The 14,304-nt window shown below is 68.6% G+C and carries 11 protein-coding genes and 3 pseudogenes; 8 read left to right on the top strand and 6 right to left on the bottom strand.

The genetic code is table 11. The annotated features are described in order from the left end of the window. Positions 1 to 414: 414 nt before the first annotated feature. Both RKD20_RS46530 and RKD20_RS46525 read right to left on the bottom strand, forming a co-directional pair. Complete coding sequence (locus RKD20_RS46530; RefSeq protein ID WP_424883051.1) at positions 415 to 771, bottom strand: hypothetical protein; 357 nt, start codon at positions 769 to 771, stop codon at positions 415 to 417. Positions 772 to 975: 204 nt separating this feature from the next. Next, on the bottom strand, positions 976 to 1,674 hold the full coding sequence (locus tag RKD20_RS46525) for a hypothetical protein (protein WP_424883050.1): 699 nt from the start codon (positions 1,672 to 1,674) through the stop codon (positions 976 to 978). Between the two features lie 377 nt (positions 1,675 to 2,051). Between RKD20_RS46525 and RKD20_RS46520 the strand changes: the two genes are divergently transcribed. The 4 genes and pseudogenes from RKD20_RS46520 to RKD20_RS46505 all read left to right on the top strand — a co-directional run bounded on the left by RKD20_RS46520 (position 2,052) and on the right by RKD20_RS46505 (position 5,588). Continuing rightward, a complete protein-coding gene (locus RKD20_RS46520) occupies positions 2,052 to 2,561 on the top strand; it encodes an AMIN-like domain-containing (lipo)protein (RefSeq protein WP_424883049.1) in 510 nt (169 codons plus the stop codon). A gap of 805 nt (positions 2,562 to 3,366) precedes the next feature. Continuing rightward, positions 3,367 to 4,005: a LysE family translocator gene (locus RKD20_RS46515; protein ID WP_424883048.1), complete on the top strand. Its 639-nt coding sequence runs from the start codon at positions 3,367 to 3,369 to the stop codon at positions 4,003 to 4,005. Positions 4,006 to 4,286: 281 nt separating this feature from the next. Further along, complete coding sequence (locus RKD20_RS46510) at positions 4,287 to 4,445, top strand: hypothetical protein (RefSeq protein WP_424883047.1); 159 nt, start codon at positions 4,287 to 4,289, stop codon at positions 4,443 to 4,445. A 97-nt stretch (positions 4,446 to 4,542) separates the two neighbouring features. Continuing rightward, positions 4,543 to 5,588, top strand: a pseudogene (locus RKD20_RS46505) (hypothetical protein). A 152-nt stretch (positions 5,589 to 5,740) separates the two neighbouring features. Here RKD20_RS46505 and RKD20_RS46500 read toward each other — a convergent pair. From RKD20_RS46500 to RKD20_RS46490, 3 genes and pseudogenes are all read right to left on the bottom strand, one after another. Next, positions 5,741 to 5,962: a hypothetical protein gene (locus tag RKD20_RS46500; RefSeq protein WP_424883046.1), complete on the bottom strand. Its 222-nt coding sequence runs from the start codon at positions 5,960 to 5,962 to the stop codon at positions 5,741 to 5,743. A 166-nt stretch (positions 5,963 to 6,128) separates the two neighbouring features. Further along, positions 6,129 to 6,284, bottom strand: a pseudogene (locus tag RKD20_RS46495) (helix-turn-helix domain-containing protein); the annotation flags it as partial. Positions 6,285 to 6,530: 246 nt separating this feature from the next. Then, on the bottom strand, positions 6,531 to 6,686 hold the full coding sequence (locus tag RKD20_RS46490) for a hypothetical protein (protein WP_424883045.1): 156 nt from the start codon (positions 6,684 to 6,686) through the stop codon (positions 6,531 to 6,533). Positions 6,687 to 7,137: 451 nt separating this feature from the next. On the opposite strand from RKD20_RS46490, the gene RKD20_RS46485 reads away from it, so the two are divergent. The 4 genes and pseudogenes from RKD20_RS46485 (at position 7,138) to RKD20_RS46470 (ending at position 13,457) form a co-directional block, all read left to right on the top strand. Continuing rightward, the gene (locus tag RKD20_RS46485; RefSeq protein ID WP_424883044.1) at positions 7,138 to 8,040 is read left to right on the top strand and encodes a helix-turn-helix domain-containing protein; all 903 of its coding nucleotides are present in this window, start codon (positions 7,138 to 7,140) and stop codon (positions 8,038 to 8,040) included. Positions 8,041 to 8,262: 222 nt separating this feature from the next. Next, positions 8,263 to 8,463 (top strand): annotated as a pseudogene (locus RKD20_RS46480) (IS5/IS1182 family transposase); the annotation flags it as partial. Positions 8,464 to 8,908: 445 nt separating this feature from the next. Further along, on the top strand, positions 8,909 to 9,550 hold the full coding sequence (locus tag RKD20_RS46475; RefSeq protein WP_424883043.1) for a DUF4142 domain-containing protein: 642 nt from the start codon (positions 8,909 to 8,911) through the stop codon (positions 9,548 to 9,550). A gap of 1,066 nt (positions 9,551 to 10,616) precedes the next feature. Continuing rightward, the gene (locus RKD20_RS46470; RefSeq protein WP_424883042.1) at positions 10,617 to 13,457 is read left to right on the top strand and encodes an AfsR/SARP family transcriptional regulator; all 2,841 of its coding nucleotides are present in this window, start codon (positions 10,617 to 10,619) and stop codon (positions 13,455 to 13,457) included. Positions 13,458 to 13,489: 32 nt separating this feature from the next. On the opposite strand, the gene RKD20_RS46465 is transcribed toward RKD20_RS46470, so the two are convergent. Next, positions 13,490 to 14,005, bottom strand: a complete 516-nt coding sequence (locus RKD20_RS46465; RefSeq protein WP_424883041.1) for an RICIN domain-containing protein — start codon at positions 14,003 to 14,005, stop codon at positions 13,490 to 13,492. Positions 14,006 to 14,304 lie beyond the last annotated feature (299 nt).

Below are 14,304 nucleotides of genomic sequence, written 5' to 3'. Positions count from 1 at the left end.
CGTCGCCGGAGCGAAGCCCAGCACTTCGAGGGCGCCGGGATGACCACGTTTTGACCAGCGTCCGCAGGCCGTGGCGCACGAGTTGTCGGGTCATCGAGGCCGGGGCGTCCAGCCAGCGCCGCGCGGTCGCCACGACGAGGTCGTCGTGGTCACGGCTGAGGTCGTTGAGGTGGTTGGCGACGGAACGCTGGACGTACTCGCTCCCGTCACCGTAGAGCGCGTCGAGGACGGGCACCGTGGCGCCGGGACGAGCGATGAGTTCCGGCACCCGTGTCGACCAGGGAAGGTAGGGCCGGGTGCCCTCCGAGGCGAGGCGGCGCACGTCGGCGTCGGGCGACAGCGCCCACCCGGCGACGATCCCAAGGCCCCGGTCCACGTCATGTCGCAGCAGGACGCGGAGGGCGAACTCGGACGTCAGCCGCCCGGTGAGCTCGGCCAGGAGAGCCATGGCATCGTCGAAGGCATCGGCGGTGTCCTCGGCAACAGCCTTCGTGGCAACGGCACTCGTGACCGGCCAGATGAGCCATCCGGCGAACACCGGCGCGCTCTCCTTGGCGACGCGCAGGACGCGCGCCAGTCGGCGTAGTCGCCAGGAACGGCCGCGAGCAGGGCGTCTCTGAGCAGGTCGGCCCTCTGGCGCAGCGCGAGAGGGGCCAGTTGCTGCTCGGCAGCATGCAGCGAGGCGAGTTCGGCACCGGGCAGTGCGGTGCGGACGGCCAGGATCGGGGACTGCGCGGTGTGGCCGTTGATCAGTTCGTCGGCGAAGGGCATGGTCGTCTCCTCCTCGTGGTCGTCGGCGCGTCACGCGACGTGCTGGAACACGGTGTTGAACTGCCAGTCGACCGTGCTGTGGTCGATCATGTCGTGAACCGGCGAGTCGCCCATCTCGCCGGTGATGCCGACGGCTCCGGCGCGGGCGGGCTGCAGGCTGTCGTAGGCGACGATGTCGAGGATCGTGCCGTCGTCACGCAGGCCCTAGGGGCGGCACCTATGCCACCATGGCCGGCGCTTGGCGGGGGCTGCCGGGCGCTGCGGCATGCCGTCGCGAACACCGGACTGTGCCGTAACCGGTGTACCGTCCGGCACGGGCGGTTCGAGGGACGGGCTCGAAGGACCCGGCAGGGGCGTGCGGTCGATGGGTGCGCCTTGCAACCCTCGGCCCGCCTCCTGGTTGTCGAAATAGAAGGTGATGAGGTCCGCGAACTGCGGCATCTGTTGCCGAAGTCGGTCGGCCACCTCAGGTTCCAGTATCTCGCTGTTGAGGGCGATCCTGCCGTCGTCACGCAGCGCCGCACACAGCATCTGACCATCCGGTGTGCGGTGATATCGCTTTTTGGCACGGAACTCGGCCTCCCGCCGCTCACACTCCCGCTCGCTCATCCCTCGCTTCGTCGCCCATTGCCGATCGGCGGCGATCTCCTGCTCATGCAGCACCCACGCCCGCACCCGCACTGCGGCGGCGTACTCCTCCACGGTGAGGCGGGCACCGCCTTCCCACGGCTTGGGCAACGCCTCCAACTGGGCTACCTGATGCAGGTACTCACGCTGCAGGACCACGTCTCCGCGGGCGCCGGCGGCGTAGGCGTACTGCTGCAGACCTTCGACCTTCCTCGTGAAGTCCGCCCGCAGCACGCTCGCCCAGTTGATGTTGTCGTCCCTCTGGTCACTGACCATGAATTGCCCTCCGTCAGGCCCAGTCGTGCCGGGCACCTCGGCATCCGCTCGGCGCCGTCACCCCACGAGGACGGATGCCCATGATGATCCGTGCTCCCGGGCAGCGGCACCAGAGGGCGACACCGCCCCTGCCAGTGGGCCTGCACCGAGCAGATTGCGGCCGCGCCGTGGACGGATCCGCCGCCTGAGCTCGCCGCCCAGCCCCTCGACTGATCACGACATCACACAGGCCCCAGGACCTCTATGCCAGCCACCGTCGAGGTCAGCGATCGCACTTCAGTACATGAGAATCGTTCGCCAAAGCGTGCAACCGTATGCCCCTCACATATGTCTCATACTGTAACTATCAGTCCCCGACATCTCATATAGGGGGCGTCATGTACACCCGCCATCGCCTCATGGCCATCACCGCGAGCGCACTTCTCCTGGCCGGCACCGCGGCGTCGACCTCTGCCGCCGCCTCATCCCCGGCACCGTCCACGAGTCTCGTGGTCAACGCCAGGATCGCCGGTCACTGCTCCTTCGACCGGGTCGTCATCGATGTGAAGGGCAAACTGCCGCCGACCACCGTCACGCGTGTCAAGGAACTCCGCTACGACAGCTCGGGGAAGAAGGTCCTGCTGGCCGGGAAGCACTTCCTGGAGATCAAGCTCTCCCCCGCCGCAGCCCACAACAACGCGGGCAGCAACGTCTACAAAGGCCCGCGCCTGATCAAGCTGAATCTGCCGAAACTCAAGGGCTTCGCACTGACCGGCGACTTCGAGGGCGTCGTCACCTTCGGGGCCGCGTTCAACAGCAAGCCCTCCTACACCACCAAGCAGCTACACCGCCCCGAGCGCTTCGTCCTCGACATCGCCCACCACAACACCTGCCGTTCCCCGCACTGAGGTGCATTGACGGATCCCGGGGTCGCTCACCGCCTCACCCGATGGGCGGCACCGGGTCTATCTCGTCAGCGGCGAGTCCCAGCCCGCCGCCGGGAAGTGGCGTGGGTGTGTCAATTTAACGGCTCTGTCTCACATCCGGTGGTAGCGCAGAGTGAGTTCAGAAGCGCAGAGTAATAGCTGCAAGTCAGGCTGCAGTCAGATCTGCCGGAGGGTCCTGGATGGCCGTCGCCGGAGCGTTGCTCCGCTGTCCTGGAGAGATGGTCTCTGAGCTGCGAAATCGGCTGCGCCGCGGTCCTCTTGAAGTCATGACGCTCAGTTACCACCGGATGTGAGACAGAGCCGTTAGATTTACACTCCCTCGCCTTCCTTGGCCCTCCACCCGCCGACTGGCCCCGCCGTGGACCCTGTGCCCGTCGACCACCAACCCGGAGACCGTGGCGTTGGCGGATCGGGCAGAAGGCACGGAGGACAGGCCAACGGCCGTCCGCTCGGCACCCCGGAATCGGTCATGACCGGGAATGCGGATCGGCCCCCACGATCGCCGGCACGCGCCAACACATGAGAGTGCCGCAGCGACACGTACCGGATCGAACCGGGCACCGTCCTTCGCCACCCCGCTGCGTCCGGACTCACTCCGACCGATCTGCTGGCTCTGCTCTTCGGGGGCGAGAACCACCACTGAGTCGCCGTGACCGAGCCGGCCGCATGAAAGCCGGCATCGGTGGAACCCACGAACAAGGCGCGTCCGACGGACGGACGCGGAGCGGAGCGGACGATGTCGGTCGATCTCGCGGGGTTCCTCGGAGTGGTCCTGCTCGCCTACCTCGTACCCGGCCCCGACTTCCTGGTGATCGTGCGGGCCGCCGCACGGAGCACCTCGCTGGGCCGGGCAGCCACCCTGGGCGCGCAGACGGGATTGTGCGTCCACATGTGCGCCGCAGCGCTGGGTCTGTCGGTGATCGCCGCCCGCTCCGCCCTCGCCTTCACCGTCATCAAGCTCGCAGGCGCCGCGTACCTGGTCTACCTCGGTGTACGTGCCCTGCTCGATGCCCGTGAGCACGCCCGCGCGGGCCTCGGCCCGCAGAGGGCCCAACGGTGGCGACCACGGGACGGTCACGCACCGCGGTCAGGCGACGTTGCACCGGTCGGCCGCCGGACCGGCTTCACCCAAGGGTTTCTCACCAATGTGCTCAATCCGAAGGCCGCGTTGTTCTTCCTGAGCGTGCTGCCACAGTTCGTCGACCGAGGCGCTTCGCCGACGGAGCAGATCTTCCTGCTCGGCTCGCTCGACATCGTCATCGGCATCGTCTATTGGCAGGCCGTGGTAGGCCTTGCCGGCCGGCTGCGCGCCGTTCTGGGCCGTCCTGCGTGGCGCCGCCGCTGCGAGCGGATCAGCGGCTGCCTGTTCATCGCCATCGGGGTCGGGGTGGCCGCGGTCGAGTGACCGGTGCAACCGGTCGACGGGCAATCGGTCATCGGCCACGCCGCCCGGATCGGTCATGACCGATCTGGCCCGGCCCCGTCGGGCGCGCCTCTGGTGACATGTGCCGGCTTCCAAACGGACTTGAGTCAGGCCCGTACGAGCTGATCTGCGACGCCGACGAAGGCGTTGTACGCGGCACGCGTCGTACACGGCACGCATCGCACGCGGCACGCGGCCCAGGCACGGGTCCGCACGCTGGTCGCTTTTCTGCGCAGACGCCCAGCATGCGAACCCACGGGGCCATGGTGCAGAAGGTCGTTCAGAGCGACGAGTCCGCCTTCGGACCGGACGGCGCGATCTTCTACCGAGTGACGCCCGTCTACAACGACGACACCAGTACGATCCCGGTGGGAGTCACGATGAACGCTAATATCGAACGGGCTGACGGGGCGATCGAGTAGTTGTTTTCCAACGTCTATGTCACCAACACCCTGAAGAACACCGGGTTGTACAACCTCGGCAACTGATCACAGTCAGTTCGCGCCGTCGGGAGCCAGCATGAGTTTCACCACCCCGCCGCGGCCGCTCGACGTGACCGCGCTCTTCCCTCAACTGGCCCCGCTGGCCCGCACGGCGACCCGGCTGCATCCCCGCCCCGGGTCGCCCACGCCGTACGAGAGTTCCGTCGGCGGGCCGCTCCTCTGGCCCGCCGACGAACCATGGCCCCACTGCGAAGAGCCACACGACAGCGACGCGACAGACGAGATGCACTCTCCGGAGGACATCCGGCTTCTGCGCCGCATCCGTGCGAAAGCGGCCGAACGCCGGCTCCGCGCCCCCAGGCCCCCGCGATCACGCCCGAGGAGCAGGAGATCGAGCAGCGGCTCCGCACGGGCCACCCATGGTTCGACGGTCCGATTCCCATGATTCCGGTTGTCCAGCTCTACGCCCGTGACGTCCCCCTCCCGGGCAGCCTTCCCGGAGCCGATCTGCTCCAGGTCCTGTGGTGCCCCTGCGACCACTCGGACTTCGCACACCCTCGAACCGCCCTCCGGTGGCGTTCGTTCGCCTCCGTCACCGACGTCCTCGACGCCCCGCCCGAGCCGCCCGTCATCCAGTTCGACTGGTACCTCCCGAAGCCGTGCCTGCTGGCGCCCGAGCAGGTCACCGAGTACCCCAGCCCCATGGAGCTGAGCAAGGAACTGCAACAGCAGTTGGGCGACGTGAGTCGGTGGGAGGCAGCCGGATACGCGTGGGACAGCACCGGGGCGGAAACCCCGCAGGAGTTCTACTTCCGCAACCTGTGCCACGCCCCCGGGTGGAAGACCGGCGGCTGGACCCGCTGGGGCCTCACCGACCCCATGCCGCGCCCCTGCCCCGAATGCGGGACCGAGACGATCCCGCTCCTCACTGTCGCGAGCAGGGAATGGGACTCCGGCAGCAAGAGCTGGATGCCCGCGGAGGAACGGACGAACCCGACTCCGCTCCCCATCGGCATCCGACCCGCGAACGTCACTCTGCTCACCATCGCCGACGCCTACGACCTGCAACTCCACGTCTGCCCAGTGTCCCCCGAACATCCGCACATCGAACTTGTTCAGTGAGCAGGCCCCATGCCCAGGCACCGGGACGGCAGCCTCATACCCTCCGGGCTTTGAGCTCGGCGAGTTCGTCCTCGGTGTGCGGCTCTCAAAGGCCCACCTGTGCCCGGACGCCCCGAACACCTCATTGCTCGCCGGCTTGGTGCCCGACGCGGTCACATGCTCTCGCACGCCCGCCCCGCCTGCGAACGGTCATATGCAGGCGAGATGTCCGCTGGCCGGAACGCGGCGTGCCATTGAAGGAGGCGTTCGAGCGCGGCAAGTTCCTCGCGCTCGGCCCGCAGCTTCGTCAGTTGTTCGACCAGCTGTTCTTCGCGTTCGTCCCGTTCCGCGCGCCGAGCGATGATCTGTTTCAGCAGCCCGGACCCAGCATGCACCGGGTCGTAGAGATCCGTCCGGCCCCCAGCGGGTGGGCCCTGGAATGCCGTGCGATCCAGGGTGGAATGGCGACACGGCGGCTCGTCGTCAGTGCGCCCAAGGCAAACGAACCACCTCGGTCTCGGAGTTGGTCAGCGATGCGTTGATGAGAGCCGGAGATCCGGCGCTGGTGCAGGCGTGGGCGGTGGACTCGCTGATCCCGAATCCGGCGGCGGTCTTCGCCAGGGTGGTGTGTTCACGCAGGTACACCAATGTCACCATCGCGCGCTGGGATGGGCGGAGTTTGCAGCGTCGGTCATGCTCACGGGTGGCGACGAGCATGGTCACCCGTTCCACGAGCACATGCGGCAGGATGGATGACCAACGAGGCCCCGAGCAGCGTGGTTGAGACGACAGATGTCTCGATCAACAGCCCGGGAGCCTCGCTCGTCGCGGCCCGCGGACCGCCACCTGATCGGGGGCTTCTCGAAGAAGCTCCCATCCAGGCCGACCACGAAGGTGAACGGTGCGACCAGCTCCGCCCCACGTCCTCACGTGGGCCAACCTAGAGCACTTCCGACAGCCGCCTCAGCAATAGGCGTACTCGACGGTGCCGTCGCCGTCGTCGTCGTACGCGATGCTGCTGAAGTTGTCCAACGACGTCCAGCCGTAGTTCGAGCCCACCTCGGTCCGCAGGTACACCCACCAGTGCGAGGTGGCACTGTTCCACTTGAGGCACCGCACCCAGACCCAGTCGCCGGCCGAGATCGCGGCGCGGTTGTCACATCCGGAGTAGTCGCTGTTCTTGAGGTGGGTGGATATGTTGATGGAGCCGCCCCCCCTCGCCGTTCGCGCCCGGGTTCCAGGTGGTACAGGCTGCCGCTGAGGCCGACGGTGTGACGGCCACGGTCATGCCGAACATCATCAGGCCGGTGGTCAGGACGGACGCGAACAGCCGCAGCGGACGGCGGTGTGAAACGTTGCACAACACGCAGATCCCCTCTCACTCACGAACAGTCGAACGGTCGTTTGCCGGACAGAAGCTATGGCTCGGCGACACGTGCGGGCGTTATCAGACAGCGACGGCTGATTGGCAACGCGTGCCAGGCCGGATAACGCCTCACCACCAGATCGAACGGAGGGCCAGAATGTCGGCCCACGGGGGTGCTGCACGTGTTCGAGACGGTGTACAGCAGTGACGAGTGGCCGCCGGGCGAGAGTCGACCGCTGGCGCGAGATGATCACCCAGTCGTATCTGCCGTCGGCGGTCAGCTGCGATGAAGCCGCCGACTTCCACGGCGTCGCCAGGGTGTTGCAGGCTGGTCCCGTGCATGTGGCGACGCTGAGACTTCCCGCACTGCAGGTGCTGCGCACGCCAATCCATGTGCGCCGGTTCGATCCGGACCAGTACCAGCTGGCCGTGACACTGCAGGGACGGCGGACCATGGCGCAAAGCGGACTTGAGGTCGCACCAGAGGTGGGAGACCTCGTACTCAACGACTCGTCACATCCGTACGAGTCGTGGATGCTGCCTGACGGAGGCGTGGTCGAGACGATCACCGTGGGCATCCCGCGAGCCGCCCTGCCCCTGCCACGGGCAAAGGTCGACCGGCTGCTTGCGGCGCCGATGGCGGCAGGTACGGGGCTCGCGGGGCTCCTCGCGCAGTGCCTGGTACACCTGGTCGCCGAGTCGGAGTCCTACCGTCCGCAGGACACCGTACGGCTGGGCACGGTGGTCCTGGACCTTGCCACAGCAGTGCTGGCACATCGCACGGAGACCGGCGACGCAATCCCGCCGGAGGGCCGTCAGCGCGTACTGCTGGTCAGCATCCATGCCTTCATCGAGCGCCGGCTGGGCACCGTCCAGCTGTCGCCCGCCCTCGTCGCCGCCGCGCACCACATCTCCGTACGCCAGCTGCACCGGCTCTTTCTGCACCAGGGGACAACGGTAAGCGAATGGATCCGGCACCGCCGGCTGGAGTGTTGCCGCCGCGATCTCCTCGATCCCCGTCTCGCCGAACTGCCGGTCCACCCGGTGGGGGCACGGTGGGGATTCAGGTGTGCGGCGGACTTCAGCCGAGCCTTCAAGACCGCCTAGGGGACGCCACCGGGCGACTACCGGCGGCAAAACCGGCCGGGGCCGACCAAGCAGCGGGAACGCCCCGACCCGTCTGGTCTGCCCGCTGATCCAAACGAAACCGCCTAACGAAGGACGCGGGCCGGGTTCGGGTCAGCAGTGGGCCTTCGCACGCCTGCATCAGCGCGGTCGTTGACCTGTTCGCCGTACGAGCACCGGGTCTCCACACGGCCGGCCACCGGTGAACGACGGAACCTGCAGCACCTCGTCCTTACCGAGAAGGCCCCCAACCGCGCACTGGTCGCCGCGCGAGCGCCAGTCGAGCGCGGCGTCGCGCTCTGGAAGTTGTGGCGCATCTTCCGCAGAGCCCGGTGGGGCCCGGAGGGGCCGCTTCACATGATGTCAATCGCCAAGGACATCCTCACGCCGGAACGGCAACACTGAAGGAGCCCACTCATCCCGGCAGGTCAGCGCGTTCACTGCTCTCGTTTCGGACAATTGATACGCCGATGACAGCGTCGACTGACCGGGAAGGACCGTAAGTGCGGGATTGGACTGGCCCTTCCCGGCCGCCGCACCATGATCGACTTAAGGCACCGCGTTCGGATAGGACCCAATGGCCCCTTCATGGATCCACAGATAGGGTCCAACGGCCCCTTACCGCCTGACCCTTGGCGCTCCACACGCAACACGCGCATCTTCGATTCTCGATTCTGCGAAGTCGTTGCGATCCCAAAAGGTTCTGGTGGGCCCCGAGTTCGTATGTCCGTAGGTGCGGGATCCGAATGCCGGATCAGGAGACACGGTGCATTTTTCACGGACCGCGGTGGGATCGCTCTTTCTGGGTGGTGCACTCGCTGCCACCCTGGGGTCCCTCCTCTACCCCGCCATGCTCGGAGTCCAGAAGGTCAGTAGCGCGCCCGATCGGATCATCGCCGCGCCAGAGTCTGGAAAGGTGTCGGAAGCCGATCGGGATTTCGTCGTCAAGGTACGCGCCGCCGGACTCTGGGAGTATTCCGTCGGCCTCATGGCCCTACAGAAGAGCACGCCGCATGCCATCAGGGCTGCTGGTCAGCAGCTGGCCGCCGAGGACGCATCGTTGGACGCCGCCTGCCGCAGGACCGCCGGCCAGTTGGGCATCACGCTTCCCGACCAGCCGTCCCCGCAGCAACAGGGCTTCGTGGCCCGGTTGAACGCAGACAGCCCCGAACAGTTCGGCGCTGACATGGCGACCACCGTGCGCGCGGTGGACGGCCAGTTGCTCATGACGATCGCAAGTGTCCGCAGCACCACGAAGAACTCACTGATCCGCGCCCTGGCCGCCGAGGCCAACGACACGGTCCTGGACCACATCAAGGTCGTGGAGAAGACCGGCCTCGTCGACTTCGATCAAGCCGTCTTCCAGGAGACCTCGCCGCCCTCGCTCCCCGCCCATGACCTCACTTCGCCGCCCCCTGCCGCGGGCCAACTACAGGTCATCCTCACTCCCCCGGCCGGCAGCACGGTCTCGCCGCGTCCAACGGTGGAGTGATCCATTCATCGACGTCCGGGGCTGGGTGCGGATCTCCAATGTCCCAGGAGCTCGCGGTCTGCGCAGGCTCCTGGTCCACTTCGCGCCCGCCCCGGCCACCAAAGACTCCCCCGGCTTCGGCACACGGATACGTCGGCTGCCGGGCCGCGCGGACGCCGACCGCGGCCGCGTCTCCCCGCCTCGGCTCACCCGGATGATCCTCACCAGGACCGACAATCTCGAAGCCGGCTGAAGGAGGCCGGAACCGCCGGGGCGTCCCGGATCCGCGCCAAGAGGGCCCACGCTGTCGAACTCGCCGCTGTCCTGGGAAGCGACCGGGTCGACCAGGCACTCTGGCTCGCCGCCGCGGCCGGGCGCTTCGCCGAGGACGACTTGGTCTCCATCCTGGAGCACATCGCGGCCAGCAAGCCCGTCGGCCAGGTCGTCCGCGCGGACGAGGCCCACTCCGTTCAGAACCTGGCGGCCCACGCCTGCACCGACGTCGTGCGCGCGCATCTGTCCGCACTGCACCTGACCGGCGACAAGGCGGAACAGATCGAGGACATCCTGGTCACCTTCGACACCGAGCTCCACCTCATTCGCCCGCTGAACCCGCGTCCACGAAGGTCTCTTCCTCGTTCTCATCCTGGACCGCGAACGTGCGCGACCGGACCTCGTACGCAGGGAACTCCGTGGCATCGAAGTCCTGTTGTGAGCATGGGACGGGCCTGCACGAGAGCTACCGTCCCCGCTTCCCAGCACCGGCTGGACACGCCCCAACGTGCCCGTCCGCCCAGGAGGAGCCTCACGGCCTCGACCTGGGCGCTCGTCAAGGCCACGCCTCAGCAATGCGTCGTTGCCGGGCATCCGGGTCCCCAACGACCTGACGCCCCGGGAGGACCGACGCTCACCGCGACGGGCACCGCACGATGGCGACAGGTGTCAACTGCGCCGATTCCACGGCAGGTTGTCCCCGGTCGTCACCCCGGGGACTATGAGCCCAGGAACTCGCGTCCCAGCAGATGATGTTCACCCTCGCCGGGGTGTACGGCCTCTGCATGGACGCCGGAGGCGTTCGGAGGGCGATGTGGTGCAGTTGCGGCTGCTCGGACCGGTGGAACTCGTGGTACGGGGGAACCTGGTGGAACTGGGACCGCCGCAGCGCCGTACCGTGCTGGCGGCACTGGCGGTCGACGCGGGCAGGCCGGTCCAGGTCGACGTGCTGGCGGAGCGGGTCTGGGGAGCGGACCGGCCGGACGGCGCGCGACGCGCACTGTACGCCCACATCGCCCGGATCCGGCGCACGTGCGAAGCGACTGATGACGGCCCGGGCGACGCGTTACGGGTCGTGCGACGCTCCGGCGGCTACCAGCTGGAAGCGGGCCCAGACCAGGTGGACCTGCACCGGTTCCGGCGGCTGACGGCACTCGCCCGACAACGCGGGCAGGACCCCGGCATGCGGGCGTCCCTTCTGACCGACGCGCTGGCGCTGTGGCGCGGCGAACCGCTGGCCGGACTGGAAGGGCAGTGGATCGCACGGGTGCGGGAGACATGGCGGCGGGAGCGAGTGGACGCCGCCGTGAGATGGGCCCAGGCCGAGTTACGCGGCGGTGATCCGGACGCGGTCGTCGCACCGCTCACCGCACTGCTCGAGGAACACCCTCTGGCGGAACCGCTGGCGGAGGCGCTGATGTGGGCCCTGCACGCCACGGGGGACAGCGCCGGAGCCCTGAACTGCTTCGCCGCGTTCGGGCAACGGCTGGCCGAGGAACTCGGCACGGACCCCGGACCGCGCCTGAGGGAGGTCCATCAGACCGTTCTGCGGGGGCTGCCGGCCGATACGACCACCTTGACGAACCCCGACGTCAGGCCGGTCCGGATCCGTTCGGCTGACAGTGTGATCCCCGCCCAACTGCCCATGGGCGTTCGCGGATTCACCGGCCGGAGCGAGGAACTCGCCCAACTTCGGGACATCCTCGCCGCGGCCGGGCAGCAGCCCACGGCCGTCGTGATCTCGGCCGTGTCGGGCACCGCGGGGGTGGGCAAGACCGCGCTGGCCGTGCACTGGGCCCACCAGATGGACAACGCGTTTCCCGACGGCCAGCTCTATGTCAACCTGCGGGGATTCGACGACGACGCCGTGGTGACCCCGGCGCAGGCCGTCAGGGCCTTCCTCGACGCCCTCGGGGTGCCACCGCAGAACATCCCGCGCGGCCTGGACGCGCAGGCGGCGCTGTACCGCAGCCTGCTGGTCGGCCGCCGGGTCCTCGTCCTGCTCGACAACGCCCGCGACGCCGGACAGGTACGCCCGCTGCTGCCCGGGGCCCCCGGCTGTCTGGCGCTGGTCACCAGCCGCAACCGGCTGACCGGGCTGGCGGTGGCTGAGGGGGCCCACCTGCTCCCCCTCGACTTACTCGGCCCCGCAGAGGCGCGGGAACTGCTCGCGGTCCGGCTCGGCTCCGTACGGGTGGCCGCCGAACCCGCGGCGGTCGACGAGATCGTCGTCCAGTGTGCGGGACTTCCGCTCGCGCTCGCCGTGGTGGCCGCCCGCGCCGCGACCGAGCCACGTCGGCCGCTCGCCGAATTCGCCGAAGAACTGCGCACGGCCGACCGCCGCCTGGACCCACTGGACGCTGACGACCCGTCCGGCGGAGTGCGTGCCGTGTTCTCCTGGTCCTACCGAATGCTGAGCCCGAACGCCGCGCGGCTCTTCCGGATGTTGAGCCTTCACCCGGGGCCCGACGCCGCCACGTCGGCCGTCGCGGCGCTGGCCGGTGTCACCGAGGACCGCGCCCAAAGCCTGCTGGCCGAGCTCACCGACGCGCAACTGCTCACCGAGCACCGACCGGGTCGCCACACCTTCCACGACCTGTTGCGAGCGTACGCCGCCGAGTGCATCGCGGCCGAGGACGACGACGCCACCCGGCACACGGCGACCCTGCGGATGCTGGACCACTACCTGCACACCGCCTGGGCGGCGGACGCCCTGCTGACTCTGCGCCGTGACCCCCTGACCCTGGCACCGCCGCAGCCGGGTGCCCAGCCCGGCCGGCCGGCCGATCACCGAGCGGCGCTTGCGTGGTTCACCGCTGAGCGACTCGTCCTGCTGTCCGCGGTCGAGCGGACGCCGCCCGGCTTCGACACCCACACCTGGCAACTCGCCGCGACCCTCACCACCTTCCTCGAACGGCGCGGCGACTGGCAGGAGCTGGCGTCGGCCCATACCACCGCACTGAGAGCGGCCCGCCTCTCGGGCGACACGGCGGGCCGGGCCAACGCCCACCGCGGCCTCGGACTCGCCTGGGCCAGGCTGGAGCGTACCGACCGGGCCGAGCACCACTACCTGCTCGCGCTCGACCTCTTCGCCGCACTGGGCAACGAGGCGGGGCAGGCCCGCATGCACCAGAACCTCGCGGCCGTCGCCTCGGCCGACGGCCGCCACCCGGAGGCGCTCGACCACGCGCATCACACGCTCGAGCACTACCGTTGCGCGCACGACCGGGGCGGTCAGGCCATCGCGCTGAACCACATCGGCTGGTACCACACCAAGCTCGGAAACCATCGGCGGGCGCTCGCGTACTGCGAGCAGGCACTGGGTCTCGTCCAGGAGATCGGGGACCTCAGCGGCCAGGCCCACACCCTGGACAGTCTCGGTTACATCCACCGGCACCTCGGACGCCACGCGCGATCCGTCGAGTGTTACCGGCAGGCCCTCGAGCTGTTCCGCAAGACGGAGGACCGGCGCAGCGAGGCCATCGGTCACGCCTATCTGGGCGACACCCACGAGGACGCCGGTGACTTCACGGCTGCCCGTCAGGCGTGGGCGCGGGCGGTGGAGATCTTCGACGACCTGGGCCTGCCCGACGCCGAGCCCCTGCGGGCCAGGCTGGCCCACGGTCAGGACGGCCCGAAGCCCGGTCCCTCGTGAGGACATGGGACCGGGCTTCGAACCGTGCCCGGTCAGCGGATGAGCCAGGCCTGTGCGGCGTTGTCGCTGGTGCAGTGGAAGATCTGGATCGGGGTGCCGGGGTCGCCCGACCCCTGGGTGACGTCCAGGCACCGGTTGCCGATCGCCGAGACGATCCGGGCCGGAAGCGCGTTGGGTATCGCCGGCGAGAAGTTCCACCGCTGATTGCTGATGGTGCTGCACGGCCAGGTGTCCACCGGAGTCCCGTCGGTGTTGGACCCGTGGGCGTCCATGCAGCCGCCACTGCTTCGGCTGACGAACTGGTAGTTCCCGCCGCCCAGTGACACCGGGGTCCACTGCTGGGCCAGGCTGCCGTCGCAGACCTCCTGGGTCAACTGCACCCCGGTGCTGGTCGGGTTGCTCCGGCCGGGCTGAACGCACAGATCGCTGCCGAAGTTCCTGATGGTCACGAAGCTCGCGGCCTCGGCCGGCGCCGCCATCGCGGCCGTCCCGGCCGCAACCAACGCGCCCGAGGCCAGCAGCCCCGCAAGTGTCCTGCCGTAACTCATGGTTCCCCTTCCGGATGTCATCCCTGTCTCCAGAGCTGATGGTTGTTGCCGACCTCGCACGTCCAGATCTGGATCTGTGCCCCGTTCGCCGAGTAGCCGTCCCTGAGGTCGAGGCAGAACGACGACTCGCGCTGGCCACGGTCTGATGACCAGGGGCCCGGAGCCACATTCGGCTTCCAGCGCTGGAAGAGACCGTCGCCGCAGACGTGGTCTCTGCCCCCTGTCCATTCGCCGCCGGGCGAAGCCCAGGCAGAGACGGAGCGGGGGTTGATCAGACATCGCGTGGCCGGCCGCCGGCC

The organism is Streptomyces sp. SLBN-8D4 (assembly GCF_049739545.1).
In the GTDB taxonomy this organism is placed as follows: domain Bacteria; phylum Actinomycetota; class Actinomycetes; order Streptomycetales; family Streptomycetaceae; genus Streptomyces; species Streptomyces canus_C.
The sequence above is the reverse complement of the archived record's forward strand: the minus strand, read 5'-3'. Positions and strand labels throughout refer to the sequence as shown.

What these genes read in the sequence shown, in the direction of transcription:
- RKD20_RS46530 (WP_424883051.1), bottom strand. Translation starts at nt 771, where the DNA reads ATGCCCTTCGCCGACGAACTGATCAACGGCCACACCGCGCAGTCCCCG.
- RKD20_RS46525 (WP_424883050.1), bottom strand. Translation starts at nt 1,674, where the DNA reads ATGGTCAGTGACCAGAGGGACGACAACATCAACTGGGCGAGCGTGCTG.
- RKD20_RS46520 (WP_424883049.1), top strand. Translation starts at nt 2,052, where the DNA reads ATGTACACCCGCCATCGCCTCATGGCCATCACCGCGAGCGCACTTCTC.
- RKD20_RS46510 (WP_424883047.1), top strand. Translation starts at nt 4,287, where the DNA reads ATGGTGCAGAAGGTCGTTCAGAGCGACGAGTCCGCCTTCGGACCGGAC.
- RKD20_RS46475 (WP_424883043.1), top strand. Translation starts at nt 8,909, where the DNA reads ATGCTCGGAGTCCAGAAGGTCAGTAGCGCGCCCGATCGGATCATCGCC.
- RKD20_RS46465 (WP_424883041.1), bottom strand. Translation starts at nt 14,005, where the DNA reads ATGAGTTACGGCAGGACACTTGCGGGGCTGCTGGCCTCGGGCGCGTTG.